A 25,498-nucleotide genomic window follows, 5' to 3' on the forward strand; every position below is an offset into this window, starting at 1 on the left:
TTAAATTTTAATTTGGTACTAACCAATAATTAATTTAATGCTGATTAAAACGAATAACTTAAACCACCATAAACGCTAATGCCATTTACACGATAGTATAAGTATTTACTATAATTGGTATTCAATAGGTTAGTTGTTTTAACAAATGCCGAAAATTGTTTGTTGATCTTATAATCGGCACCAATGCCCAAATCTACGAAACCTTTTAGATTAACCACGTTTTCAATTGACGGATCAGGTATTAATAGATATTTACCACCTGTTTGTATAGGATTAGCTGTATATACCTTCGCTTTACTGTCATCCTGTATCGCAACATTTGCATTAAAGCTCAGTTTTTTGTTAAAGTTAAACAAGAAGTTAGAGCTTACACGAAGTTGAGGTTTGAAATAGCTTTCTTGTTCTGAGGCAGGTTTATAGTCTTCTATATTCAGTTTTCCAGTCCATTTCAGGTCATCACTTACCTGTACAGAGATTTCTCCTTCTAAACCCAATAGTTTCATGCTGCCAAAATCATAGATCACATCAAACTTGTTGAAGTTGGTAAAATTGTTGACGAACAAAGGCATATCTATAATCTTTTTACTGTAAAATCTTGCTTTGTAGCCAAAACCCGGACCACCGTTACCTTTTACACCACCGCTGATGCTCAATTTCTCGATACTGTTTTTGATTTCGATATTGCTGTTCAAGAAAGGGTTCTCATCCGTTAAAGATTTTAAGGTATTCCTGTTTACGTCGCCTTTAACCTCTCCAAATACTTGTAAAAACTCAGGTATCAAAGTAAAATCGGCAGTAACTGCTGGGAAGAATCTAGTCGTGCTAGTTGTTCCAAATTCTTGTACAAAGTTAATTCCTGCTGTAATTTTAACACCTTTAGCCTGTAGTTTGATGTATGGATTTAAGCGTAACAAGTTGTTTGTTACCTTGGTATTCAAATCTTTTGAGCTGCCCAATTCTGTAGAAGCTGCCAAACCTAAGTTAAAGCTGTTGATCCTTTTATTTAAATATCCGGTTATGGTTACCGTCTGTTCTTTGGCATCGAACTTATTGTTGAACATGTAGGCATTAACTTTTGCAGCATAACTGAATGCATTTTCGTCGCTATTGTACTTGTTTACTGCTTCTCCCTCTAGTTCGAAATAGTTTAAAACTTGTCTTTCCGGATTTGGGTTTAAAGTTGGATTGGCTTCGTCGATACCATAAAAGAACAATCCGTGTCTTTCATAATTCAAACGGCCACTTAAGGTTGCTTTGTCGCCAATGCTACGGCCAAAAACACTTAACTGCTGGGTGTTCTCATTCTGTTTGTTCAACTTGCCCTGCTGACCAAAATGCCTAAAAAAGGCACCAGCCTGTAGCGCTTCATCCTTACCAATGTTTACATAACCTTCGGCCAAAAGCGTACCTAATGAACCTACGCCACCTTTTACATAATTGTTGATCAATTCTGCAGCACGTTCGTCTGCCAATTGTTGTGCTTGTAGTTTTTGAATATCAGAGTTGAGTTCCAATTTACGGTCCAATAGCGCATAATTGAATTTGGCCCTATAGATTTTAAGGTTATCCAGATCTGGGCTACGCCTTAATTTAAAGGCTTCGGCTAAAACTGGTTTATAGGGTCTGATGACTTCAATTTCTTCGCTTACTGTTTTTTCTGGAGGTTTAACATCTTGTGCCTTTAAGGTCGAAAATCCAGCTGCAAAAAAGAATAGGGTAGTATATATGGTTTTATTTAATCTCATTTTCAAGTGCTCTAGTTTATTTTTGCTAATTTTTCTTTGGCGGTTGGAACAATGTCATCCTTTCCTTTATAACCATCTATGATACTCATCAAGGTTGTTTTTGCCTGGAATTTATCTTTTAGGGCCAAATAGTTGTCAGCTAATAAGATAAAGGTTTTAGCTACCCAATAATCGTAGGCAGGCATATTGTTGGTCAGGTCAAAGCATGTTTTTTGCGAAGCTTTGTAATCACCTTTGGCATATTGCAAGGCCGCTAGATTGTATTTTGCTTCTGCTGCTGCCACAGTTTTGGTTTTGGCCACTACATTGGTAAATGCTTTGATGGCTTGCACGGTATCTGCTTTGATCAGATAGGCTTTACCAGTATAAAGGTCTGAACTGTTTTTTTCTTCTTCAGATGCCTTATCAGATGTTCTGATCAATTCTGCGTATTTGATCATATCGTCTGCCATTCCAAGCTCATTGTAAGCTTTGATCAAATTATTGATGGCATAACTGTAATGCGCTTTGTAATCGGCAGTGGTTTCTAATCTCTTTAAATAAACAATCGCTTCGTTGTATTTTTTCTCTTCCATCAATACCCTCGAAACACTGATCAAAGAACGTTCTGTATAATCGCTGGTCCAATCGTTTAAGATGTAATCGTAATCGGCAATGGCCTCTGCAGAACGACCTAGTTTAACCAACGATTCGGCCCTGATAAACTTAGCTTCTTTGTCATGGATGGCTTTAGGGAATTTATCAAAATAAGCATTTACAGCTTCGTAAGCTCCTTTGGCATCACCCCTTAGGTAGATGTTATTGGCAGCCTGGAAAACGATATTGTCTTGTTCGCTCAACGAATAGTTGCCCAATGGGGTAGTGGCAGCATAGCTGATAAAGCCATTGGCATCACCGCGGTCTACATAGATGTTCTTGATCGATTCTAAAGCTTGTTTGGCTTCTGGTAAGCTGGCATACTCTCTGATCACTTTTTTAAATGATTCTAAAGCTGCATCATCTTGATCTTGATTGTATTGTACCAAACCAATGGTAACCAAGGCACGTGGCACATAACTACTACGTGGGTATTTGGCCACTAAGTCTACCAGACCTGATTTCGACTTGTCAAAATCTCCCTTGTTAAAGTAGGTATAGGCAGTTTCGAAACCTGCATCATCTGCATAGTTAGATGTAGGGAATTTACTCAACAAGCTCTGCATGGTTGCAATTTTAGCATCGTCTTGTTTTTGCAAGCCTTGGATCATCCCACGTTGGAAGAGCGCATAATCATCACCAGTAAGTTTACCATTGATGATCTTGTTATAGTTGGTCATCGCCTCATTGTAGTTTTTATTCACAAAGTACGAATCGGCCAAACGCATGATCGCGTCATTTACAGTTTTACTGTCTTTATCATCTCCTTTTAAGAAACGTTCGAAATAGGTAGCCGCTTTGGCATATTTTTCATCTTCAAAAGCAGCATAGCCCAAACCGTAATTGGCAAAGTTATACACCTCGGTCTTATTTGCACCTGGCATGGTCAGAAATTTTTCGAAAGTTCTAACAGCCTCACCAAATTTGCGCAGTTCGTACATGGCCTCTGCCATCCAATATACACTTAAGGCATGGATCTCTGTATCTTCTACAAAGTTGCCAGAGCGTAAGAACATCGATAAGGCATTAGGGAAAGCCCTTTCGTTGTAAAACTGTAGGCCTCTAAAATAAGTTGCCTTTTGATAAGCTTCTTTTGCTTCAGGTGTTTTATTCTGTAGTGGCTCTAAAATGTCGATTGCTGTCTGGTAGTCTTTACTGGTCAGTAAAATTTCTCCCAACAAGATCTTGGCCTCATTGGTCTTTCTAGAATTAGGGAACTGTTTTAAAAAGCTTTGCGTATATTCTAATGCCTGTTTGTTAAATTCTAGTTCATAACTCAATTTGGCATAGTTTAACCAAGCTTCTTCCTGAACCACTTTGTCAAGGTCTAAACGAGAAGCCCTAAAAAATGCACCACGGGCTTTTTCTTTGTTTTTTAATTCCAAAGAGGCTTTACCCAAAGTATACATCCCGTTCTGTAGGTAAACATCATCAGCATTCAGTTTCTCTAGGGTAGCAGCGGCTTCTTTATACTTTGCATTTTTGAACAAGGCATAACCATATTGATAAATGAAAAGATTATTCTTGGTCTGGTTTTTATCTTTTTCATAAAATTCGGCAAAATATTTTTCTGCGTTTTTAAAATCAGATTTTGCAAAATACGATGCAGCGATCAAGCTCAGCATTTCTGGTTCAAACTGTTGTTTGGTTTTGGCAATGGCTGGCAAGGCATAATCGATCACGTCATCATAACGTTCGTCCAGGTAATACATGGAAGTAATGTAATACGGATAACTGGCCTCATAAGTTGGAGAGCCTTTTAACTTTTCGAAATTGGCTAATGCCGTTTTATATTCTTTATTGAGGTAGTTAATGTAGGCAAAATAATAGGTTGCGCTTTCTTTAAAGGGCGAATCTTCCTTTTTTACGGCTTCAAAAAGTGGTTCTGCTTTTTCAAAGTTTTTAAGTTCGAAATAAGCATAACCTTGTTTAAACTGATACTCGGTCCTTTGTTTTTGCGAAAGTGTTGAAGGGTCGGTCTTTTCAAACCATTCTAAGGCCTTGGTATATTTTTTTTGTCCAAAATACGATTTACCCACATGAAAATAGGCAAGTACAGTATTTGGGTTAAGTGGGTATTCTTTGATAAATTCCTGAAACAGCGATTCTGCATCAGCGTTGCCCAATTCCAATGCACATACGGCGGCATAGAACTTCGCATTTTCTTTGATCAAAGACAATTCAGTGTTACTGTCTTTAGAGGTAGTGCTTTTTGTCCTAGTGGTTTCAACCAACCTAAATTGTTGCGCCGCTGCTACATATTTTTCGTTTTGTAGCAATTCTAAACCTGTTTGATAGTTTTTATTGAGCGTAACCAATGGGCTTAATTGGGCATAACTAGCACCAATACCGCCAATTACAAATAGGGGGATGAAAAGGTATTTCTTCTGCATAGATTTCAAATATGGTTGCTACTAAAATAGTGCATCTTAATGGGGATATCAACATAAGTAATTAACATCTGTTGATAACACAGGTTTTTAACGATGAGTTTTTGATAATGGTATGTGATGTGGAAAAGTTAGGTTAAGTCAGTCATAAGTCCACAGTCTGGAGTTTCTAGTCAAAAATCTGGAGTCTTAAGTCTTGAGTTTGAAGTCTCGAGCTAGGGGTTTGGCGTGTTTTAATGCATCCTGATTCAAGACTTTTGCCTAACGACTTCTCAATAACTAATCGTTCTGACTAGCGAGTAGATAAAGGACGGCCATTCTAACAGCTACTCCATTTTCTACCTGCTCTAGAATAATAGATTGTTTGCTGTCTGCAACATCACTGGTGATCTCTACCCCACGATTGATTGGACCGGGGTGCATCACAATAATCTCTTTATCAAGGTTGTCAAGGATTTGTTTATTCAAGCCATACATCATGGCATATTCCCGTTGCGAAGGGAAGTATTTAATGTCTTGTCTTTCCAATTGGATACGGAGCATATTGGCCACATCGCACCAGTTTAGCGCTTTGATCAGGTCGTGTTCAACTTTTACACCTAAGCCTGCAATGTGTTTGGGAATCAATGTGGTTGGTCCACAGACCATCACTTCTGCACCTAACATCTGTAAACAAAGGATATTGGAAATGGCTACCCTCGAGTGTAGGATATCGCCTACGATAACTACTTTTTTCCCTCTCACATCGCCAAGTTTCTGGCGGATAGAGTAGGCATCCAATAAGGCCTGTGTAGGATGTTCATGGGCACCATCGCCGGCATTCACAATTTGTGCCTTGATGTGTTTGCTCAAAAATACACCTGCTCCGGCATAAGGATGGCGCATCACCACCATATCTACTTTCATGGCTAGGATGTTGTTTACCGTATCGATCAAGGTTTCCCCTTTGCTCACTGAAGAAGAAGATGCTGCAAAATTGACCACATCGGCCGACAGCCTTTTCTCGGCCAGTTCAAAAGAGAGTTTGGTACGGGTAGAATTTTCGAAAAATATATTCGCAATGGTGATGTCTCTTAGCGATGGCACCTTTTTGATGGGCCTATTGATAACATCCTTAAAATTATCAGCAGTTTCAAAAATCAATTCAATATCATTCAGGTTAATATCTTTAATGCCTAAAAGATGTCGGGTTGATAGTTTTTCTGCTGCCATTGTATGTTATTGCTTATCTGATAATAAAATCACTTTGTCTTCTCCTTCGTTCTCCTTCCAACTCACCTTTACTTTTTGTGAGTCTACGCAATCTACCTGCTGGCCAATATAATTGGGCTCAATAGGGAGGTGTCTCGAAAATCTGCGGTCGATCAGCACCATCAGCTCTACTTTTTCTGGTCTACCATAAGCCAATAATGCATCCATGGCGGCACGGATTGTCCTGCCTGTCCACAATACATCATCAATTAAGATAACTTGTTTGCCTTCAATAATAAAATCTATGGTATTGCTGCTTGCGGTGACTAGCCCATCTTTTCTCCTAAAATCATCCCTAAAAAAAGTAATGTCCAGATGGCCTTTTTTAATAGAATTGCTATGGAGGATGGTCGAAAGTTCTTGGTGTACACGGTCTGCAAAAAAAGTACCTCGTGGTTGGATTCCAATCAAAACCGTATTCTTGAAATCAGTATGATTCTCAATTAACTGGTGACAAAGTCGCTTAATTGTGATTTGAAATTTTTGACCGTTGAGGAGGGTTCTCTTTTGCATAGCACAAGGATTGCGCAAATATATGGAAAAAGTGTAAAATCGGAAGCAAAAAGTTAAAAGATGCGCAGAAAAGCATGGTCGGGTTTTTTATCGTTCAAATCAGTCCTGCTCGTTGTTCCAATCTTTTTTGTTATCCATTTTAAATTGAGGGAATTATAAAAACAAAAAAGGATTTCACCTGATCAGGTTTATTTAAAAATTGCTGTGGTTAAAACAATCGTCAGCCTAATCTGATCAATTCGCTAAATAATTCGTTCAATTGACGGGTAATTTTTCCAGGTTTTCCATCGCCTACCTTTTGCCCATCGATAACCAACACCGGAAGCACATTTTTGGTAGAACTGGTAATGAATGCTTCATCCGCTTGAGCCAGGTCATTAAGTGTAAAATCTTCTTCAACAACTGAATATCCATCTATTTTCATGTTTAATACCTTGCTACGTGTTATGCCTTTAAGGATATCGGTTTTGGCAGTGATGATTTTTTTATCCTTTACCATAAAAAAGTTCGCTCTTGGGCATTCGCGGATAGCCCCATTGTGATGGTATAATACATCATCAGCCCCTTGTTGTTTAATGTGAGGTTGTAAAAGAATGGCTTGCAGGTAATCTATGGTTTTAACCACGGCCAACTGTCTTTGGTGGTTATAGGTAACCAATGTTGTGCCTTTCTCAAAACCAGAAGGGTCGTATTCAAAAGGGCTTTGAGTGATTACTAGATTTGGCTCTCCAATGCTATAGCCATCTGCCGAAAACCCACCTGTGAGGATAAATTTAATGCCTGAATTGGGCATGTCGTTCTTTTTCATCAATTCATTTACGGCCTTCAACAAACTTTCCCTATCGTAGTTTACCCTAAGGTTCAGTTCTTTTGCAGAATGATAGAACCTGTCGAAATGGCTTTGGATAAAAATGGGCTTCCCATTAATGGTCTTCAGGAAATCAAATATTCCAAATCCTCTTTGGATGGATAGGTCGGATACATGGAGCTTAGCTTCGTCTTCTTGAAATAACTGGGTATTGATAGAAATGTATTTAGCATTCATTATTTGATGTTGTTGTATTTTTTTAAGATGGAGATCACTTTGTCTATGGGCATGGCTTCGGCTTTGTTGCCATTGCGGCCAGTTACGGTTTTGGCCGCAAATAGCGAATTGATAATGGCCTCTTCTGTAGCTTCAATGGCTGCCATGAATAGGGGAGAAGTATAATCGTTGTGCAAGGTACTTTGTTGTAAAGTAGTCGTTTTTGGATTGTGCGGTATCCTTAGGTTTTCATCAGTAGAAAAAGCAATTACATAGTCGCCACTGCCATTAGAGGCAATGCCACCCGTTTTACCTAGGCCCAAAAAAGCGCGCTTGGCCAAACGTTCTAAGTTTCTGCTGTCTAGTGGTGCATCTGTGGCCACAATGATCATACACGAGCCATCAACATTGTTTAACAATTGGTTACTCAAATCGAATTTGCCCAGTTCCTTACCTACATTAACTCCATTGATCTGCAAAACCCCACCAAAATTGCTTTGTACAATTACACCTACGGTATAGCCACCTAAACTTTGGGGCAATTTGCGCGATGAAGTGCCAATCCCACCTTTGTAACCAAAACAAACTGTTCCTGTTCCGGCACCAACCGCTCCTTCTTCAACCACACCAGCTTTCGCATTTGCAATGGCATTTAAGATGTCCTGTTCTTTGAGGTGACGGCCCCTGATGTCATTTAAAAAACTATCATTGGTTTCGCCCACTACAGCATTAACCGAACGGACATTTTCATTCCCTTTCTGTTTCAAGGTATAACTTACCAAGGCTTCAATGCCTGTAGCTACATTTAAGGTGTTGGTCAATACAATTGGTGTTTCGAGATTGCCCAACTCCATTATTTGTGTGGTACCTGCAAGTTTGCCAAAACCATTGGCTACAAATACGGCTGCAGGTACTTTTTGTTGAAAGATGTTCCCCTCATAAGGAAGGATGGCCGTGGCACCTGTTCTGATGGAATCGCCAGCAATAAGTGTAGTATGACCAACTTTTACGCCTGACACATCTGTAATGCTGTTTAGTTTGCCGGTAGGGATTACACCTATCTTAATGCCGTAATCCCTTGCTCTTTTGGTAACTTGAGCGGTGGCTGCAATTGAAACGAACGAAAGAAAGGATAGAAAAAGCCATTTTTGCATCACTAAAGTTATAAAGTATTTATGAGTATGAAAATCCCATCTTTATATTTAGGCTACAAAACACTTTCGCGTGACCTTATTGACCAAAGAAAGGGCTAACTTTGAATAAATGGATACACAGACAGTTATATTTTTTGATGGGTATTGTAACCTCTGTAATGGTGCAGTACAGTTTACCATTAAAGAGATCCTCATGATGTTTTTCGTTTTGCTTCGTTACAAAGTGATTATGCCGAGAAAAATCTGGCTTCTTTTGCCTTAGAACCACAAAAAGGAGACAGTTTTGTGCTGTTAGAAGGCGGTAGGGTATACCAAAGGTCTACAGCAGCGTTACGGGTGGCCAGAAAACTAAATGGCTTGTGGCCCTTATTATATGGCTTTATCATCATTCCTGGTTTTATCAGAGATGCTGTATATAATTACATTGCCAAAAACCGCTACAAATGGTTTGGCAAACAAGAAAGTTGTTGGGTACCCACGCCAGAACTCCAGCAGAAGTTTTTAGGCTAACTTATTTTTGCAATGTAGCTACGGTATAAGGACGTTCTACCATTTCGTCTGCTTTGCTTTTTACCTGTTCAGTATGTGCAGCGAAATCGATCAGTTTAAATGAAGATTGTTTAACCAAATCCTCTAATTTTTGATTATCGTACAGGTTAAAGCCATGTTGCGTAAAAGGCAACATTTCCATGAAATCTTTTTGGGCAAAAGTGACACAGAAAAGGCCTTCCGTTTTCAATACACGATAAACTTCGTTCAACAGTTGAACTGGATTTTTCCAGAAATAAATGGTATTTACCGTCATTGCCTTGTTGAACTTTTCATCCTCAAACGGGATGTTTTCTCCATCGTAGCTGTAGAATGATGAGTTGGTTATATGTAGTGCTGCAGCTTCTTGTTGCATCAGTTCAGAGATTTCTAAACCATAGTAAGAGACAGCTGCTGCGGTTTGTATGATGGTGCTGATGTGTTTGCCATTGCCATGCCCAAGTTCCAATACAGAATCGTGGTCTGCTATTTTCAAGGCATTGATCGTACTTTTGGTCATGCCGAAATTAGTGTCGTGCATCATATCTGCCACTCCAATACCGTTAGCCCCACTCGGACAACTTAATTGTATGGCCATTTCTTTTAGCTGTTCTTCAGTAAATGGCATGATCTCTGGTTATTGATGGTTTTCAGTTTTAGCTTGGCGAGGTTTCCACAACCATAAAGACAAGACCACCAAGGGTAGGGTAATGCTCAAAGCAATCACAATCAGTATCTCTCTTTTCGCAATAACCTCTGCGTCTTTAGAAACGAAAATAACTACGGTTTCTTTAAGCGCGTAAAGGGTGGTCAAAGTACAAAGTATGGCCAATATTTTTCGCATGGTAATTTATTTGTGCTCAAATATTCAATTTATTTATGGAAAATTAGAAAAGTTGCTCCATAAAAACGCCATTAATTGACAAATGACCTCAATTAATCTTGCTGAATAGGAGTTAGGTCTTTGAGTTCTGCTTCGGTAAATAACCTAGATTTGATGTAAAAAGCCATGTCGATCGTTGATTCTAAAGAGAAGCTGGCCGCTCTGCCTTCCATAGCAGCCAAAGTTAATTGGGTGTGTTTCCAGTATTCAAATTGGTCGCTTGCCATATAGAAAGGGCAGCCCTCGATCTCTCCAATACAAACATCGTTGGAGCCAATCAAGAATCCACCTTTTTCAAAACAATGGGGGTAGGAGCCCTCGCAACATCCACCACTTTGATGGAACATCAGCTCTCCATATTCGGTCTTTAACTTTGGGATCACCGCTTTGGCCCCTTCGGTGGCCAAGATTCTTTGTGTTGCCATAAGTTCTTTTTTAAAGGAGAGCCGTTTAATCAAACCAAATGTAAACGACCCTCCAATTTTTTATCATTGGATTCTTGATTAAAAGAAGCCCAATTTATTCTTGTCGTAAGAAATGAGCATATTTTTGGTGCTACGGTAATGATCTAACATCATTTTATGGTTCTCCCTACCAAAACCTGATTTTTTGTAACCGCCAAATGGTGCATGGGCAGGGTAGGCATGGTATTGGTTTACCCAAACACGGCCTGCCTGGATGGCCCTAGGAACCTGATATAACTCATGAGCATCACGAGTCCAAACACCAGCACCTAAGCCATAAAGGGTATCGTTTGCAATTGCTATAGCTTCTTCAACAGTTTTAAAGGTGGTTACACAAACTACCGGACCAAAGATCTCTTCCTGAAAAACACGCATTTTATTGTGTCCTTTTAAAATGGTAGGCTCAATGTAATAACCTGTACCTAATTCTCCTTCTAACTGGTTGGCCTCGCCACCGATCAAAACTTCGGCCCCTTCTTCTTTACCAATTTTAAGATAAGAAAGGATTTTTTGGTATTGTTCGTTGGAAGTTTGTGCACCCATCATACTTGTTTTGTCTAAAGGATGCGAAATTTTGATGGCCTTGGTTCTTGCAATTACCTTTTCGATAAACTGGTCGTAAATGCTCTCTTGTATCAATAACCTAGATGGACAAGTACAGATTTCGCCTTGGTTTAAAGCGAACATTACTGCGCCCTCTACAGCCTTATCAAAAAATGCGTCATCTTCGGCAGCTACCGATTCGAAAAATATATTTGGCGATTTTCCACCCAACTCCATCGTAGACGGAATGATATTTTCTGCCGCGTATTGCATGATCAATCTTCCAGAAGTGGTACTTCCGGTAAAGGCTACTTTCGAAATCCTTGACGACGTGGCCAATGGTTTACCTACCTCTATGCCATAACCATTTACCACATTGAGTACGCCCGGAGGCAAGAGGTCGCCTATCAGTTCCATTAAAACTATAATGGAAACAGGGGTTTGTTCTGCTGGTTTTACAACTGTACAACAACCTGCAGCTAGTGCTGGCGCTATTTTCCAGGTGGCCATTAACAAAGGGAAATTCCATGGAATCAATCTGCGCCACCACACCAATAGGCTCGTGGAGGGCAATGCTCACCGTATGTTCATCATGTTCGGCAATTGAGCCTTCATCCGCTCTGATCACGCCTGCAAAATATCTAAAATGGTCAACCACAAGAGGTAGATCAGCTGCTAATGTTTCCCTGATTGCTTTGCCATTGTCGATGGTTTCAACCGTAGCCAAATATTCGAGGTTGTCTTCAATCTTCTGGGCAATTTTTAAAAGGATATTGCTTCTATAAGTAGGAGAACTTTTGCTCCAAGTTTTAAAGGCTTCGTGGGCAGCATCTAAGGCTAGTTCTACATCTTCTTTGCTCGATCTGGCGGCCTTGGTAAATACTTTTCCATCAATAGGAGAGATGTTGTCGAAATAAACTCCTTTAACCGGAGCAACGAACTTTCCGTCGATGTAATTATCGTAATGCGGTTTAAAGGTTGGTCGTTTTACTATATTTTCCATGTTTACATAAAATTTGGTTCATACAAACCTAATGGCAAAACATACCGAAGAGATAGTATAATCGTTTCATATAGTAGCATTATAGTTGCAGCCCCTGTAACCTTAATGAAATAAAGTTATATTTGATTGATACCTTAATTGCTAACCAAATCTGATCAAGGCCATGCAACATACCTTAAACGAAGTGCACCTGAGCAAAGTTGAAAGTTTGCAGACACTGGTAGAAAACAGGACTGCTTATACACTTGAACGTTGCGAGCTAAATGTTTTTGAAACCTATACCCAATCGTATAAGGTGCCTTTAACTTTTAACGATTTTGTAATTACCAGTATGTTGCGCGGCAAAAAGGTGATGCACCTGTTCGATAAACAAGGGTTTGATTACTTTCCTGGGGAGACGGTTATCGTACCGCCCGACGTAACCATGAAAATCGATTTTCCAGAGGCCAGCGATGCCAATCCGACCCAATGTATCGCCTTGGCTATAGATAATGAACAGATCAAGAAGACGTTAAGTTACCTGAACGAGTTTTTTCCAAAAGAAGACAGCAAAAGCAAATGGCTCTTGAATTACGATGAATATCATTTTTATAACAATGAAGAAATTGCTTTCCTGATCAATAAGGTAATCAGGATCTGTTCTGAAAAATCGAAAGAAAAAGATGTATTGGCCGATCTGACCTTAAAAGAATTGTTGATCAGGATCATGCAAAGCCAAAACCTAAAATCTTTTAATGATGACCATGTGGGCATCAATCAGAATCCTTTGTCTTATGTGATGGGGTATATCAAGGCAAACCTTAACGAGAAGATCAGTATTGATAGCTTGAGCAATAAGGCCTGCATGAGCAAAGCTACCTTTTATCGGTTATTTAAGCGCGAGTTAGGCATCAGTCCCAACGATTATATCCTAACCGAAAAAATGAACAAGGCCAAAGAACTACTTTCGCACCCTGGAAACAAGATTGCGGCCATCAGTTATGAATTGGGTTTTAGCGATTCGAACTATTTCATCAGGGCATTTAAAAAAATCGTTGGCATTACGCCAGGGGCTTATCAGTTGCAAGCAGTGCAGCAGTTGATACATTAAGCTGCACTACATTACGCATTTCCTCTAAATGCCACGTTTTATGTAGCTAAAGCCTTGATCTTTGTGGTTAAATCTTCAAGATGTGCTTTAAAAAGGTAGTCGTTCATTCTTTTGGTCAAATAGATCGATGGCTGCCCCGAATAGGAACAATAATGTCATTAACCAGAACAGACTAGGTTTGATGGCTATATTTTCGAAGCTTTTGTGCACGTATAATTTATAAACCAATAATCCGATAGGGCCAGATAGGGGTAGAAAGATATAACCATAAATGTTCTCTATCCTTAAAATGCTTTTGATGGCCTTAAGATTGGCTATGAGCAGCTGTTTGGTATTGGCATTGTAATCTACCCCGGTTTTGATTTTGTTGAATTGGTTTACGGCTAGCATCCTAAAGATTTCATAGGTAGCAAACAAAACCAGCAGTACAATCTGTAGGTCGCCCTTAGCCAAAAAGGCAATGATCAATAAAGGGATGTCTATGATACGAATCCATCTTAATTTCCATTTGAGTTTAAACAATAGTGATTGTAATAAACCATGCGATTGTGCATCTAGTTGGATGGATGAACTAGAGTCGTTTTGTTGTGTTGATACAATTTCAGCAGACATGTTTTGCCATTCTTGCTGTAAGTCTATGCTATTTTCCATTTAATATGGTGCTAAGTTGTTGTTTAATTCGATGTAGTTTAACGTTGGTGTTGCTTTTAGACAGGCCTGTTATCTCGCTGATTCTCGGTATTGTCGAAACCATCAAGGTGAAGCATGATGATACTCCTGTCTATTTCTGCCAGCTGTTTAATTGCCCTGTACAAAAAGTCGGCCCGCTCTGATAATTCTGGTGGAACAAAATGAGCTTCCTCTGTATTGGTCTTACTGATCTCGCTTCGTTTTTTTCTTTTGTTCAAATGCGTGAGTGCCACATTTAAACTGATCCGATATAACCAAGTAGAGAATTTTGAGTTCCCTTGAAACCTTGCATAGGCGCTCCAACTTTGATAGACAATTTCCTGATACAAATCTTTCCTGTCCTCCAAATCATCAGCATAAAGGTTTACGACCTTAAGGATGATTCCCTTGTGTTCTTCTATCTTTTGGAGATAAGATTTTTCTGTCATGTTAACCCTTGATCTTATGTTCCTGATTAGAAATTTTGGCCTTTCTCTCTTTGTGGTACTTATTGATGGCCATGACCAAAGAGATAAGCGCAACGATCAACAAGGGATATTTGACGAAATAAGGAGTTTCCGTTGTGGATACAACGATAATTAGAAAGGCTGGGATGGCAAGTTTTGACGATTGATTTTCCATAAAGCTTTATTTAACTGTTTTAAATATGTTCAGTTAGTAAGCCCCGGCACTCAAAAATTACAAGAAAGAAAAATTAATTTTCGAGGTACCTTTTGCTATAGGTAATGCCCATCAGATCATAACGTTTAAACTGGGTTTTTAGCCTCTTCTGAAAATCTGGATAGTTTTTGTTTGCTTTTGGAGACCATAGGGTCTCACTTAATGCATCTAATCTCGGAAAGAGCATATATTCTATTTTAGCAGGATTGGTGATATATTCAGACCATAGGTTCTCTTGCGCACCCCAAACATATTGGCTTTGTGTAGGGTTTAATTCTGCAGGAATCGGCTCGTAGTTATAGACCGTTTCTAATGGAAGGAGTTTCGCTGCAGTTAGGCTGTCTTCTTTTGCAAATTGGGCATGGTTAAAGTAAAGCATGGTTTCTGGTGTCATGATCACTTTATGGCTTTCTTTAGCTGCGGCAATGCCTCCTTTTTCGCCACGCCAGCTCATTACAATGGCATTGGGCGCAAGGCCACCATCTAAGATTTCGTCCCAACCAATAATGGTCTTGCCTTTGCTGTTCACAAATTTTTCAATCCTTTGTATAAAATAACTCTGCAGGGCACTTTCGTCTTTGAGGTTATTTGCCTTCATCATTTTTTGCGTAGCAGGCGAGCTTCTCCACCAAATTTTAGAAGCTTCGTCGCCACCAATGTGTAGGTATGGCGAAGGAAATAGTTCCATTACTTCGGTTAACACATCTTCTAAAAAGCTGAATGTTTTTTCTGTAGGTGCAAATACATTATTGTATTTATTCATCATTCCCCAAGTTTGGGCAACCTCATATTTTTTATTCGGTTCTGTTCCCAGTTCTGGATAAGCAGCCAAAACAGCCATACTGTGTGCAGGCATCTCTATCTCGGGGATAATGGTAATGTAACGCTTGGCTGCATAGGCGATGATGTCTTTGATCTCTTCTTGCGTGTAAAAACCTCCATGTCTAATGCCATCGGTTTTAATTACCGCATCTGTTGGGGTAATCTTCACTTCATTTGGTAGCACTTGATATTTGATACCTTCATTTCCTTTTCCTGGCCAGAGACCGATGATACTGCCATCGCGCCAAGCACCGATTTCGGTTAGTTTAGGGTATTTCTTGATTTCGACCCGCCAACCATGATGATCTGTTAAGTGCCAATGAAAGTAGTTCATTTTATGTAAGGCGAGATAATCGATGTATTTCTTCACTGTTGCAACATCAAAAAAATGACGACTTACGTCTAGGTGCATGCCACGGTAATCGAAACGAGGATAGTCTATGACTGTAACGGCTGGTACCTTAAGGGTTGAAGATTTTATTGTTGGTAAAAGTTGAATTAATGATTGTGTACCGTAGAAAACTCCAGCGGCCGAATTCCCATTGACGGTTATTCCATTTTCATTAACACCTAAGTTATAATTGTCCTTAAAATTTTGAAAAGTTGTTTGCGAAATGAGGCTGATGGTATTTTTAACTTGTTTGCTCGTTGTTATCTTAAGTGCAAGATTATAGTTTTTTTGGATATAGTCTATAAAAAATTGAGCCGAATTGGTTAAGGAATCACTTTGCACATAAACTAGTGTATTCGCATTAATGACAAAGCCATTTTTTTGATCATTGTATTGGGCAACCACAGGTCTGGGTATAATATCAATGGATGTTTTGTTGCTTAAAACATTCATTTGCCCATGAGCAAAATAAGTAATCGCTGTAAGTAGTGTAATTAATGCAAATTTCTTCATCATAAAATAGGTTTGATTTTCAAAAATAGAAAATACAAATGGTTTTAAGATGGTAGAATGGAAATGTTGTCAAGAACGGCTTGCCTTCGTCGATAAATCCGGTGGTACGCTCAGGTTCTACTGAAGTTGCAACTATAGATTCTGGAACACAAAAAAAGCTCCCGATTTTCATCGAGAGCTTTTGATTTATTTAGCTTGTTTAAAAGTTATTTAGCTTTTTTTTTGCTTTCTTCACCTTCCATTTGCTCTTTTAATTGAGCAAGAACGCTAAGATCACCTAAAGTAGATTTCTCTACTGAGTCTTTCACTTTTTTAACAGCTGTGCTAGATGCTTTCGCTTCTTTTTTCTTAGTAGCTCTTTCTTCAGCAACTGCTTCAGCTTTAGCCTCTTCCCAGATACGGGCGTGAGATACAACGATACGTTTAGCATCTTTGTTAAACTCAATGATTTTGAAATCATTAGTTTCTTCAGCTTTGATTACAGAACCGTCTTCTTTAGCCATGTGTTTAGTAGGTACGAAACCTTCTACACCGTAAGGTAAAGCAATAACAGCACCTTTATCAGTTACTTTAACTACAGTACCTGTATGAACTGAATCAAGGGTAAAGATAGTTTCGAAAGTATCCCAAGGGTTTTCTTCCAATTGTTTGTGACCTAAGCTCAATTTGCGGTTTTCAACATCAAGTTCTAAAACAACAACGTCTAAAGTATCACCAACTTTGGTAAACTCGTTAGGGTGGTTAACTTTTTTGCTCCAAGAAAGGTCAGAAATGTGGATCAATCCATCAATTCCTTCTTCAATTTCAACAAATACACCGAAGTTAGTCATGTTTTTAACTACAGCTTTGTGTTTGCTTCCAATTGGATATCTTTCTGCAACATTACCCCAAGGGTCTTGAGTTAATTGTTTGATACCTAAGCTCATTTTGCGCTCATCTCTGTCTAAAGTTAAAACTTCAGCTTCGATCTCATCACCAACTTTCAAGAATTCTTGTGGTGAACGTAGGTTTTGCGACCAGCTCATTTCTGAAACGTGGATCAAACCTTCAACACCTGGAATGATTTCTAAGAAAGCACCGTAATCAGCTACAGTAACAATTTTACCTTTAACTTTAGAACCAACAGCTAAGTTAGCGTCTAAGTTTTCCCAAGGGTGTGGAGTTAATTGTTTCAAGCCTAAAGCGATACGTTTTTTCTCATCATCAAAGTCTAAAACAACAACGTTGATTTTTTCGTCTAATGACAATACTTCTTTTGGATGCTCTATGCGGCCCCAAGAAATATCAGTAATGTGCAATAAACCGTCAACACCGCCTAAATCGATGAACACACCAAAGTCAGTAATGTTTTTCACAGTACCTTCTAATACTTGTCCTTTTTCTAATTTAGAAACGATTTCAACTTTTTGGCTTTCTAGATCGTCTTCAATTAAGATTTTATGAGAAACAACTACGTTTTTAAACTCATGGTTAATTTTAACAACTTTGAATTCCATTGTTTTACCCACGTATACATCGTAATCGCGGATAGGTTTAATGTCAATCTGAGAACCAGGTAAGAACGCTTCTACACCCATAATGTCAACGATCAAACCACCTTTAGTACGGCTTTTCACAAAACCATTGATGATCGTGTCATTGTCCAATGCAGCGTTAATGGTTTCCCATGAACGTTGGGTTTTTGCTCTCTTACGAGATAAAATCAACTGACCATTCGCATCTTCTGGAGCTTCTACGAAAACATCCACTGAATCGCCAATTTTCAAATCAGGTGTATCTCTAAACTCAGATGTAGATACTAGACCGTCAGATTTAAATCCAACATTTAATACTACGTCTTTGTTGTTGATTGATACAACGATACCACTAATGATTTCGCCTTGTGTGATTTGGTTGAAAGTATCTGTGTACATATCTTCAAACTTTTTACGGTCTGCGTCACTGTAGTTACCAAATACTTTATCATCTGCATCCCAATCAAAATCTTGATCTGGTGTTGCTAATGATGATTTGATTTGTTCGATAGAAACCGAATCAGCTTCTGACTCAATTGTTTCTTTCTCGGTTAGACGAGCGTCTGCACCTTGTAGTTCGGCTGTTTTAGCCTCTAGTTCTTTTTCTGCTACTTGTTTTTTAGCCATTAATTAATAATCTCCTTTGTTCCCTATTTAGGGACTGCAAAGGTAGAAATTTCTTTTTTAAAAGAAAAGATTTTTTTAATAAATGTTGCTGATAATTAAGGATATAGTCAAAAGTAGATCAGCTAAAGTATAAAGTAGTAAGATTTAGTATCTCAAACTTTAGGTATTTGGTTTGGTCAGAAAAGCAGGTTCAGTGGCTTTTTTTGAAAGTTTGTCCCGCCTGCCTACTGCAGGCAGGCTTTTCGCTTCAAGTCCTCATTTCGCTACGCTACATTCCAGGTTTTTCGATACAATCGGCTTTAATTGGGCTGGTTTAGTGCGTTCAAGCGGATTGCAAATCCAAAATTATGTAATTCGGGATTACAAATCCAGAATAACTGTCTTAAAATGTCAGTCTGAGCCTGTCGAAGACCAAACCAATAAATGCTTCGACAGGCTCAACATGACAGTTACTTTTATAAAATAAAGTAATCAAATCTATGTTTTCTATGTTCCTATGTGTTTATGAATCTTATGAAGAAAGGTTATCTCCTTTTAGAAAAGCTATTTCTTTTGGTAAACCCCTTTGGTAAACCCTTCGCCAATTAAGGTATGTTCATCTCTGATCATCAGTAAGATCGTGTTTTCCTGTTGCTTTAGTTTGATGACATCACCGTCAATCTTATAATTAGTGGTAAATGTCGAATCTGCATAACTATCCTTTACTTCCACTAAATTTTTGCTTTTGAAATCGAAAGATTGGTACTGTGTATCGCTGTCGCTGTTAAATAAACCTGATACGGTTTTTTCCTTGATAAAAGTAACATAACAAAAATAGCCAACAGCCAACACTAAAATGCTAACAATAGAAATCAAGATCTTGTTACTGTAGAGATATTTAAAAGTAAAAAAGAGGATGCCGAGCGATGCGATGGCCACAATTGAAAAGAAGATAATACCCGAATAATCTTTTTCAGCCTTTGGCGTAACAATTACTGGTTGTGTTTGGGTAGGTTTAGATGGTGCGGTTGCAATTTTCTCCAAAAATACACTGCTTACCCAACCTTCTGCATTTTTTACCTTCACCTTAAAGTATTTGGCATCAGTTGAATCGAGAACCATTACATTTTCATTTTGTGGTATGAACCCAATCACCTTAGCTTTTGGGTCGTTGGTTGCCCTTACATTTAACTTGTCGGCCTTAACACGATACATATCTTGGGCACTTATCGAAAGTGATAGCATAAGTAAGGTGCCCAATAAAAATAAATTTCTGATCATAATTTTAGTTTACATCAATTACCAGCTTCCACCAGCTCCGCCACCGCTACTACTGCCACCACCAAAACTGCCACTGCTTGACGAAGAAGAGGAGCTGCCTCCTGATGAAGAACTACTAGAGGAACTGGATTGTACCAACATGGCCAAAGTTACCCATTTTATAAATTCTACGTGTTTACAATTGCTACATTCGTTAATTAATTTAGCTTGGCCCTCGGCGCTATAAGTGGCAGCCTTTATTGTCTCTTGTTTGTTTAAGCTATAGGTACGGAAATTACATTTTGGACATTCAGTAAAGCTGTTGTAAGCTTCAGCAGGCCAGGCCTTAATGATATGTTCGCTATGGTCGGCGCTTTGCCAGATGTCGTAATCGTAGGCTTTGATGATTTCTTCTTCACGCTGACCCTTGCTTAAAAATGGCTTACCTTCAATATTCTCATCCCTATCCAAACGTTGCATTTCTTGATTTTTGCTGTCTACAATTGGCTTAAAACGTTCCGTTGTTTGGGCCCGTTTAAAACTATGGATAACCATCGCCACTAAAATGATGGGAGAAAAGATGACCAACCACCAATTTTTGCGATGAAAAGCTTTTACTTCATCAAAAAAGTTCTCATCATCGTTATGTGCTCTTCTTAAATTGGCAATGGCCGAGAAATACCTAAAGAATAGCGAAACCGCCAGGATTACATATAAAATAATTGGAATGTCGGCAATACCAATGTTTTTGAACAGCCCGAAGCTTCCGGTAAAAACCATCACGAAAATGGAAATGAAAACAAAGAAGAATAGACAGCCACAACCTTTGATATAAACTGAATCGTAACCATTCTGACTCGCTTTGCTATATTTTTGACCTTTGACTGATTGTTTGCCAATGATTTTTGCAACTCCAAAAAACAATAAGATCAGTAGTGCCGAATAAAGTAAAGGATAGGTCCAGTTGTTTTCTTTTTTTGTTGTTGCTGCAGCGAGCTGCTGGATCTCTGCATCGTTAGTGGGGTTCAGTAAACGACTTTGAATAGAGAGTAGGGCAGCAAGTACACCATCTTCATAACGGGCTTCTTTAAATGCAGGGACCAAGATATGGTCACCTATCTTTTTTAAGGTTACATCAGGTAATAACCCCTCGATACCTGTTCCGGTGATGAAACGGTATTGCCTGCGGTCAACGGCGATCAATAACAATAAACCATTATCAGCTCCAGCCTTTCCAACTCCCCATTCTTCAAAAAGTGCCTTGGCAAATTCAAAATCGTCTTTATTTTCTTCAAAATTTTTAACCGCAACTACGGCTATTTCTATCTTGGTCTGTTTTTCTATTTGGGTAATGAGCCTGTTTAAGGTATCTACATTTCCTAATATGCCATCTGGATTACTTACAAAATAATCTTGTCCTGCTATTTTTGGATTTGGAACCTCTTTAACTGTGTAATGCTTTTGGGCGAAGCAAAATGTACTGTAATATAAAAATAACACCAAAAATGGTAGTTTCTTCATCGGTATTTATCTGGTAAGTTTAAAAACAAACTAGTTAAGCATAAGTTTTTGTATGAACTTTTTATTATTCTTCTCTTAATTTGGCCAGGATCTTTTCCAGTTTTTTCTTGTCCTGATAATAAGGTGCCAGATCAAAGAGCATTACTTTTCTAAATTCTATCGGATGGCTTTCACTTTGCAGTGAAATATAACCACCTGTTAAGGCCTTGCCATCCTGTTTTACTTTTGGATCGAAGTTAGCAACATTGCCACCACCGATCTGAGGTTTGGTATAAGTTAAAACAGTATCCTTATTTACGATGTGTTTAATGATCGAATCGCCCAGAACCAAAAATTCGGCTGTAACCCACTGTTCGCCATGGTAGGTTTTAGATTGGGAATCCAAGCAATGAGGAGTAAATAATTTGCCGTTTACAAAGATGGTGGTGCCTGGAGTACAAACATTTCCGGTTGGTCTCGGATTGATACCATCGCCACCTAAAAGCTGACCCTCAATAGAAATTGGAAAATCTTGGTCTTTGAGCATGGTTTCTGGGGCCTGACCATGTAGCATGGCCCCACTATTTCTTAGTGCCCAACCTTCGCCACCCTTAACCTGTTCGCCTACAAAACGGTATTCTACGCGTAATAAATAGGTAGAAAAAGGTTTTTTGTAAAAAATGTGCCCATATTGTTGGTCAAATTCTTGGTAACCATCATAGCTTACCTTCATTACTCCATTTTCTACCCGAAATGTATTGGCATAATTATCATTTAAGTTATGCTTGGCAATTTTAACCGTCCAATCTTTAAGGTCTTTGCCATTGAACAGGTTGATCCAACCATTTTTTTGGGCAGAAAGGTTTAGGCCAGAAAGTAAAAGGGAGGCAAATAGGAATGTTTTTAGAAAAATAGGTTTCATAAGCTGCTGATAGTTGGTATCTAAAATACCAATTTATTTGATATCAGCACAAACAAATCACAGAAAGCTTGCCGTTAGTGGGGCAAGAAAGGGTTTACTTTTGCTAAGGCAAAATCAAGTTGCTCTTCTTCTGTAAGGTCGGTATTGTCTAAGATAATAGCGTCTTCGGCCCTAACCAATGGACTTTCTGTTCTGGTTGTATCGGCATAATCGCGATGGGCCAAATTTTCGAAAACTTCTTCCAAAGTAGTTTTGGTATCACCTTTGGCCATCATTTCCTTATATCTACGTTCGGCCCTGATTTTTGGACCTGCCGTCATGAAAAATTTAACTTGCGCATCTTCAAAAACAGCAGTGCCAATATCACGACCATCCATTACGATGTTTTTAGACTTGCCCATGCGTTGTTGTTGTTTCACCATGTCGTGGCGCACCATTTTGTTGGCCGAAACTTCACTTACGTTTTCAGAAACGGGCATCTGTCTGATTTCTTCAGAAACCTCTTCGCCATTCAGTAGAATATGGGATTCGTAGTCTCTAGAATGGAAGTTGAGTTCGATGTGCTGTAATGCGTCTTTTACAGCATCTGGGTTGTTGATATCGACCTTGTTGCGAATGAAAAACAAAGTGACTGCCCTATACATGGCACCACTATCGATATAGATAAAACCTAATTTTTTTGCTAGCGCTTTGGCCAGGGTGCTTTTTCCGCAAGAAGAATAGCCATCGATTGCTACAACCAGATTTTTTCTCATGTAGTGCAAAGATAATACTTTGAAATTGTTTTATAAAAAGCTTTGCTCAACAAATGTTAATCCTAACCGAAGCGCTAAAAATTGAAAATATTAAGCCGTATCTTTGTAAAATGATACCCACAAAAGAAGAACTAGTAAAAGAGCTTACCTTTAAAACATCGCGTAGTGGAGGTAAGGGTGGGCAAAACGTAAATAAGGTTTCGAGTAAGGTTGAGCTGATCTTTAATATACAGTTGTCTGCATTTTTTACTGAAGCAGAAAAAAGTTTGCTAATGGAAAGGTTGGCTGGGAGACTGGATGCCGAAGGGAATGTACATATAGTAAGCCAAGAGGACAGAAGCCAACTTTTAAACAAACAACGAACCATCCTTAAATTGATGGATCTATTGGCCAGATCACTCCATGTACAGAAAAAAAGGAAGCCAACCAAAACACCAAAGGCCGTGATAGAGAAAAGGTTGAACAACAAATCGGTTATGGCTTCGAAAAAAGAAAGTAGAAAACGCCCCAGTTTAGACTGATCATTTGTGGTTATGGCATTAAAATTGCCGTCGTAGCGTACACACAAATACACAAATGAATATGAAAAAAACAATTCTAGCCTTGGCTTTGCTAAGTGCTGCACTCGTTGCGTGCAAAAAAAACAATGAAGACATTCCGAAAAAAGAAACTGTTTTACCAAAAGACATCGATGTAACGGTTTCGCGAACGTTACCAGACTTACCTACTAGAGAAGGTGATGCTACCTATAATTTTTTGGGTTATGGGTATGATGTTACCGATAAATATGCTGATGCAGCTGCTGTAAGGGTAGCTGTAATCAATGTTCCTCTATTGGCTATTGATCATTTATCAAGAATTAATGTAAGTACGGGTTCTTCGGGGTATTGGTCAAATTGGAGTGGTGAAAATGCTGCAGACCTTTCTGGTAAATTGTCTAATAGTTTAGATGGAACCAAGGGTTTAAAAGTATTTGGAAAAACAATTTCGAAGGCATTCCCAGATTTTAATGTATTTGAGAAGAAATATTTGTATGGTTTTTATTCAAATATTATGGTGCAAAAACGGTTGAGGATGACAGGTGATGTTGAAATGATCAAGTACCTTACCGATTCCTTTGTACAGGATGTAAATGCTTTGGGTGCGGCAGAATTGGTGAAAAAATATGGTACACATCTATTGAAAGATATAGAATTAGGTGCTAGGCTCAATGTAGTTTACCAAGCAGAAACAGCCGAAAACGATAGACAAAAAATTAGTGCTACAGGTTTAAGATATGCTATGCAGAAGGTTTTTGGACTTCCTACTGGAGAATTGGATCCTATCAATCTGGCCAACTTGAATGCTAATAAAAGCGCTAAAGTTCATTACGAAGCAACGGGTGGAGATGTAACTACATTAAAGAGTTTAACCTCGGTTCCTGTTAATATCACTAAATGGTATCAGAGTGTAACACCGGAAAGGGCAAAGTTCATCGCTGTTACAGCTAATGGTTTGGTTCCTTTGTACGACCTAATTACTGACAGTAACAAGAAGATGCAGGTAAAGGAATACATTACAAAATATATTGAGGAGCAGAACGTGAAGCTTCAAAATTAGTATACGCTTAAAAAGCAGTAGTAATGACAAAGGGCAATTGAAAAATTGCCCTTTGTTGTATCATAAATATAAACTAATGTTATATGCCCGACTTCCCGAACCTGTAATACATCGATATGGTGCCATATTGATGGGATTTTGCCGTACTTTTAACTTCTTTAGATTTAAATAAGATGCTATAGTCTATCGTAAAACGTGATGAACTATAATTAAAGCCCAATTGTTGCGCAAAAACTATGGGTTTAACACCAAAAGTTACTGGACTATCGTTGTTAAACATGCTGCCTTGGATAGTCGAATCGTAGGCTACATAATTGAGTTGCGGTTTGGCATAAAAGAACAATTCATTTTTAACCAATTTTGATGTTTTTGAATTGTTGCTGATCAATGAGTTGGTAGAAACTGTATTGAACAACTGGTTGATGTTGCCCGCTCTGAACAATAAACCTACACCGGCCCCACTAAAGGTAGTACCAAGATTTGCATAAGTCTCTAAAGAGAAATCGGTTTTGTTGTTTTCCGAACGATGTAAAAGGTTGGTGTATTGTGCAGAAAGGTTAACTGCCAATTCATTTTTGATCTGATATTCCCAACCTTTTAGCTCGTAAAAACCTGCAATTTTATGCAATAGTTTTTGAGCATCTTCTCCCAAGGCATCGGGCCCAACTGTTCCTAATTCTATTCCCAATTTGAGCACTTTTTCTTTTTTATAGAACAGGTTGACATTACCACCTGCATATAAATATCCGGCAAAAGGCCTGTCGTGTTGACTGAGCTTAGGCACAAATCCAGAAATGGCATTGTACATTTTTTGGCCTACAGAAAACTCGTAGGTCTTTTTCTCTAAGTTACTGCTTAATGTCTGCTGGTCTGCCGCATGGCGGAAATAAATAAAAAGGCCATTGGTGTAATATCGGTCTTGTCCAACAAAAAGATAAGAATCATTGTCACTTTTGAAACCGAATTCGTTTTTATAAGATTGGGCAAAACTCCCAAAGCTAATGCCTAATGTTAAGATAAGAAATAGGAGTTTTGCCCGCAT

24 protein-coding genes and 1 pseudogene are annotated in these 25,498 nt (G+C 38.7%); 4 read left to right on the forward strand and 21 right to left on the reverse strand.

The features are described from left to right. Positions 1–44: 44 nt before the first annotated feature. The 6 genes from ACFJIZ_RS00075 to ACFJIZ_RS00100 form a co-directional block, all read right to left on the reverse strand. Positions 45–1,745 carry a hypothetical protein gene (locus ACFJIZ_RS00075; protein WP_379089521.1) on the reverse strand — a complete coding sequence of 567 codons (1,701 nt, stop codon included), beginning with the start codon at positions 1,743–1,745 and terminating at the stop codon, positions 45–47. 11 nt (positions 1,746–1,756) lie between these two features. Next, the gene (locus tag ACFJIZ_RS00080; protein WP_379089523.1) at positions 1,757–4,774 is read right to left on the reverse strand and encodes a tetratricopeptide repeat protein; all 3,018 of its coding nucleotides are present in this window, start codon (positions 4,772–4,774) and stop codon (positions 1,757–1,759) included. Between the two features lie 276 nt (positions 4,775–5,050). Beyond that, positions 5,051–5,983 carry an aspartate carbamoyltransferase catalytic subunit gene (locus tag ACFJIZ_RS00085; protein WP_379089524.1) on the reverse strand — a complete coding sequence of 311 codons (933 nt, stop codon included), beginning with the start codon at positions 5,981–5,983 and terminating at the stop codon, positions 5,051–5,053. Positions 5,984–5,989: 6 nt separating this feature from the next. Beyond that, positions 5,990–6,535, reverse strand: a complete 546-nt coding sequence (pyrR, locus tag ACFJIZ_RS00090; protein ID WP_379089526.1) for a bifunctional pyr operon transcriptional regulator/uracil phosphoribosyltransferase PyrR — start codon at positions 6,533–6,535, stop codon at positions 5,990–5,992. A gap of 220 nt (positions 6,536–6,755) precedes the next feature. Continuing rightward, positions 6,756–7,580 carry an aminotransferase class IV gene (locus ACFJIZ_RS00095; protein ID WP_379089528.1) on the reverse strand — a complete coding sequence of 275 codons (825 nt, stop codon included), beginning with the start codon at positions 7,578–7,580 and terminating at the stop codon, positions 6,756–6,758. Further along, positions 7,580–8,713, reverse strand: coding sequence for a P1 family peptidase (locus ACFJIZ_RS00100; RefSeq protein WP_379089530.1), 1,134 nt, complete (start codon positions 8,711–8,713; stop codon positions 7,580–7,582). The genes ACFJIZ_RS00095 and ACFJIZ_RS00100 overlap by 1 nt, the downstream gene beginning before the upstream one ends. Positions 8,714–8,956: 243 nt before the next feature. Between ACFJIZ_RS00100 and ACFJIZ_RS00105 the strand changes: the two genes are divergently transcribed. Further along, positions 8,957–9,223, forward strand: coding sequence for a thiol-disulfide oxidoreductase DCC family protein (locus tag ACFJIZ_RS00105; RefSeq protein ID WP_379093803.1), 267 nt, complete (start codon positions 8,957–8,959; stop codon positions 9,221–9,223). Between the two features lies 1 nt (position 9,224). Here ACFJIZ_RS00105 and ACFJIZ_RS00110 read toward each other — a convergent pair whose 3' ends face one another. From ACFJIZ_RS00110 to ACFJIZ_RS00130, 5 genes and pseudogenes are all read right to left on the reverse strand, one after another. After that, on the reverse strand, positions 9,225–9,869 hold the full coding sequence (locus ACFJIZ_RS00110; protein WP_379089532.1) for a class I SAM-dependent methyltransferase: 645 nt from the start codon (positions 9,867–9,869) through the stop codon (positions 9,225–9,227). A 9-nt stretch (positions 9,870–9,878) separates the two neighbouring features. After that, positions 9,879–10,085: a hypothetical protein gene (locus ACFJIZ_RS00115; RefSeq protein ID WP_379089534.1), complete on the reverse strand. Its 207-nt coding sequence runs from the start codon at positions 10,083–10,085 to the stop codon at positions 9,879–9,881. Between the two features lie 92 nt (positions 10,086–10,177). After that, a complete protein-coding gene (locus tag ACFJIZ_RS00120; RefSeq protein ID WP_379089536.1) occupies positions 10,178–10,549 on the reverse strand; it encodes a DUF779 domain-containing protein in 372 nt (123 codons plus the stop codon). Positions 10,550–10,627: 78 nt separating this feature from the next. After that, positions 10,628–11,641, reverse strand: coding sequence for an aldehyde dehydrogenase family protein (locus ACFJIZ_RS00125; protein ID WP_379089538.1), 1,014 nt, complete (start codon positions 11,639–11,641; stop codon positions 10,628–10,630). 61 nt (positions 11,642–11,702) lie between these two features. Next, positions 11,703–12,134 (reverse strand): annotated as a pseudogene (locus tag ACFJIZ_RS00130) (aldehyde dehydrogenase family protein); the annotation flags it as partial. 163 nt (positions 12,135–12,297) lie between these two features. Here ACFJIZ_RS00130 and ACFJIZ_RS00135 point away from each other — a divergent pair. Further along, the gene (locus ACFJIZ_RS00135) at positions 12,298–13,224 is read left to right on the forward strand and encodes an AraC family transcriptional regulator N-terminal domain-containing protein (RefSeq protein WP_379089540.1); all 927 of its coding nucleotides are present in this window, start codon (positions 12,298–12,300) and stop codon (positions 13,222–13,224) included. Positions 13,225–13,311: 87 nt separating this feature from the next. On the opposite strand, the gene ACFJIZ_RS00140 is transcribed toward ACFJIZ_RS00135, so the two are convergent. The 9 genes from ACFJIZ_RS00140 to cmk all read right to left on the reverse strand — a co-directional run bounded on the left by ACFJIZ_RS00140 (position 13,312) and on the right by cmk (position 22,857). Then, the gene (locus ACFJIZ_RS00140) at positions 13,312–13,875 is read right to left on the reverse strand and encodes a hypothetical protein (protein ID WP_379089542.1); all 564 of its coding nucleotides are present in this window, start codon (positions 13,873–13,875) and stop codon (positions 13,312–13,314) included. A gap of 56 nt (positions 13,876–13,931) precedes the next feature. Continuing rightward, complete coding sequence (locus ACFJIZ_RS00145) at positions 13,932–14,342, reverse strand: RNA polymerase sigma factor (protein ID WP_379089544.1); 411 nt, start codon at positions 14,340–14,342, stop codon at positions 13,932–13,934. A 1-nt stretch (position 14,343) separates the two neighbouring features. Continuing rightward, on the reverse strand, positions 14,344–14,535 hold the full coding sequence (locus ACFJIZ_RS00150) for a hypothetical protein (RefSeq protein ID WP_379089546.1): 192 nt from the start codon (positions 14,533–14,535) through the stop codon (positions 14,344–14,346). A gap of 73 nt (positions 14,536–14,608) precedes the next feature. Beyond that, a complete protein-coding gene (locus tag ACFJIZ_RS00155; RefSeq protein WP_379089548.1) occupies positions 14,609–16,303 on the reverse strand; it encodes a beta-N-acetylhexosaminidase in 1,695 nt (564 codons plus the stop codon). Between the two features lie 203 nt (positions 16,304–16,506). Next, positions 16,507–18,441 (reverse strand): 30S ribosomal protein S1, encoded by a 1,935-nt coding sequence (gene rpsA, locus ACFJIZ_RS00160; protein WP_379089550.1) that lies wholly within the window; start codon positions 18,439–18,441, stop codon positions 16,507–16,509. Positions 18,442–18,984: 543 nt separating this feature from the next. Further along, positions 18,985–19,701 carry an SH3 domain-containing protein gene (locus ACFJIZ_RS00165; RefSeq protein WP_379089552.1) on the reverse strand — a complete coding sequence of 239 codons (717 nt, stop codon included), beginning with the start codon at positions 19,699–19,701 and terminating at the stop codon, positions 18,985–18,987. Positions 19,702–19,719: 18 nt separating this feature from the next. Continuing rightward, positions 19,720–21,201: a TPM domain-containing protein gene (locus ACFJIZ_RS00170; protein WP_379089553.1), complete on the reverse strand. Its 1,482-nt coding sequence runs from the start codon at positions 21,199–21,201 to the stop codon at positions 19,720–19,722. Positions 21,202–21,265: 64 nt separating this feature from the next. Further along, positions 21,266–22,102, reverse strand: a complete 837-nt coding sequence (locus ACFJIZ_RS00175; protein WP_379089555.1) for a DUF1080 domain-containing protein — start codon at positions 22,100–22,102, stop codon at positions 21,266–21,268. Positions 22,103–22,176: 74 nt separating this feature from the next. Beyond that, positions 22,177–22,857 carry a (d)CMP kinase gene (gene cmk / locus ACFJIZ_RS00180; protein ID WP_379089557.1) on the reverse strand — a complete coding sequence of 227 codons (681 nt, stop codon included), beginning with the start codon at positions 22,855–22,857 and terminating at the stop codon, positions 22,177–22,179. A 110-nt stretch (positions 22,858–22,967) separates the two neighbouring features. Here cmk and arfB point away from each other — a divergent pair, with 110 nt between their 5' ends. Then, a complete protein-coding gene (arfB, locus tag ACFJIZ_RS00185) occupies positions 22,968–23,378 on the forward strand; it encodes an alternative ribosome rescue aminoacyl-tRNA hydrolase ArfB (protein ID WP_379089559.1) in 411 nt (136 codons plus the stop codon). A 61-nt stretch (positions 23,379–23,439) separates the two neighbouring features. Beyond that, on the forward strand, positions 23,440–24,456 hold the full coding sequence (locus tag ACFJIZ_RS00190; protein WP_379089561.1) for an MAC/perforin domain-containing protein: 1,017 nt from the start codon (positions 23,440–23,442) through the stop codon (positions 24,454–24,456). A gap of 79 nt (positions 24,457–24,535) precedes the next feature. Here ACFJIZ_RS00190 and ACFJIZ_RS00195 read toward each other — a convergent pair whose 3' ends face one another. Then, a complete protein-coding gene (locus tag ACFJIZ_RS00195; RefSeq protein ID WP_379089562.1) occupies positions 24,536–25,498 on the reverse strand; it encodes a lipid A deacylase LpxR family protein in 963 nt (320 codons plus the stop codon).

The sequence above is a fragment of the Pedobacter sp. UC225_65 genome, assembly GCF_042698365.1.
Taxonomy (GTDB): Bacteria; Bacteroidota; Bacteroidia; order Sphingobacteriales; family Sphingobacteriaceae; genus Pedobacter.

Coding starts and splice junctions, on each gene's coding strand:
- ACFJIZ_RS00100 (WP_379089530.1), bottom strand. CDS start 8,713: ATGCAAAAATGGCTTTTTCTATCCTTTCTTTCGTTCGTTTCAATTGCA.
- ACFJIZ_RS00155 (WP_379089548.1), bottom strand. CDS start 16,303: ATGATGAAGAAATTTGCATTAATTACACTACTTACAGCGATTACTTAT.
- ACFJIZ_RS00150 (WP_379089546.1), bottom strand. CDS start 14,535: ATGGAAAATCAATCGTCAAAACTTGCCATCCCAGCCTTTCTAATTATC.
- ACFJIZ_RS00120 (WP_379089536.1), bottom strand. CDS start 10,549: ATGGCAACACAAAGAATCTTGGCCACCGAAGGGGCCAAAGCGGTGATC.
- rpsA (WP_379089550.1), bottom strand. CDS start 18,441: ATGGCTAAAAAACAAGTAGCAGAAAAAGAACTAGAGGCTAAAACAGCC.
- arfB (WP_379089559.1), top strand. CDS start 22,968: ATGATACCCACAAAAGAAGAACTAGTAAAAGAGCTTACCTTTAAAACA.
- pyrR (WP_379089526.1), bottom strand. CDS start 6,535: ATGCAAAAGAGAACCCTCCTCAACGGTCAAAAATTTCAAATCACAATT.
- ACFJIZ_RS00195 (WP_379089562.1), bottom strand. CDS start 25,498: ATGCGGGCAAAACTCCTATTTCTTATCTTAACATTAGGCATTAGCTTT.
- ACFJIZ_RS00075 (WP_379089521.1), bottom strand. CDS start 1,745: ATGAGATTAAATAAAACCATATATACTACCCTATTCTTTTTTGCAGCT.
- cmk (WP_379089557.1), bottom strand. CDS start 22,857: ATGAGAAAAAATCTGGTTGTAGCAATCGATGGCTATTCTTCTTGCGGA.
- ACFJIZ_RS00080 (WP_379089523.1), bottom strand. CDS start 4,774: ATGCAGAAGAAATACCTTTTCATCCCCCTATTTGTAATTGGCGGTATT.
- ACFJIZ_RS00110 (WP_379089532.1), bottom strand. CDS start 9,869: ATGCCATTTACTGAAGAACAGCTAAAAGAAATGGCCATACAATTAAGT.
- ACFJIZ_RS00125 (WP_379089538.1), bottom strand. CDS start 11,641: ATGGCCACCTGGAAAATAGCGCCAGCACTAGCTGCAGGTTGTTGTACA.
- ACFJIZ_RS00095 (WP_379089528.1), bottom strand. CDS start 7,580: ATGAATGCTAAATACATTTCTATCAATACCCAGTTATTTCAAGAAGAC.
- ACFJIZ_RS00165 (WP_379089552.1), bottom strand. CDS start 19,701: ATGATCAGAAATTTATTTTTATTGGGCACCTTACTTATGCTATCACTT.
- ACFJIZ_RS00115 (WP_379089534.1), bottom strand. CDS start 10,085: ATGCGAAAAATATTGGCCATACTTTGTACTTTGACCACCCTTTACGCG.
- ACFJIZ_RS00170 (WP_379089553.1), bottom strand. CDS start 21,201: ATGAAGAAACTACCATTTTTGGTGTTATTTTTATATTACAGTACATTT.
- ACFJIZ_RS00135 (WP_379089540.1), top strand. CDS start 12,298: ATGCAACATACCTTAAACGAAGTGCACCTGAGCAAAGTTGAAAGTTTG.
- ACFJIZ_RS00175 (WP_379089555.1), bottom strand. CDS start 22,102: ATGAAACCTATTTTTCTAAAAACATTCCTATTTGCCTCCCTTTTACTT.
- ACFJIZ_RS00190 (WP_379089561.1), top strand. CDS start 23,440: ATGAAAAAAACAATTCTAGCCTTGGCTTTGCTAAGTGCTGCACTCGTT.
- ACFJIZ_RS00085 (WP_379089524.1), bottom strand. CDS start 5,983: ATGGCAGCAGAAAAACTATCAACCCGACATCTTTTAGGCATTAAAGAT.
- ACFJIZ_RS00145 (WP_379089544.1), bottom strand. CDS start 14,342: ATGACAGAAAAATCTTATCTCCAAAAGATAGAAGAACACAAGGGAATC.
- ACFJIZ_RS00140 (WP_379089542.1), bottom strand. CDS start 13,875: ATGGAAAATAGCATAGACTTACAGCAAGAATGGCAAAACATGTCTGCT.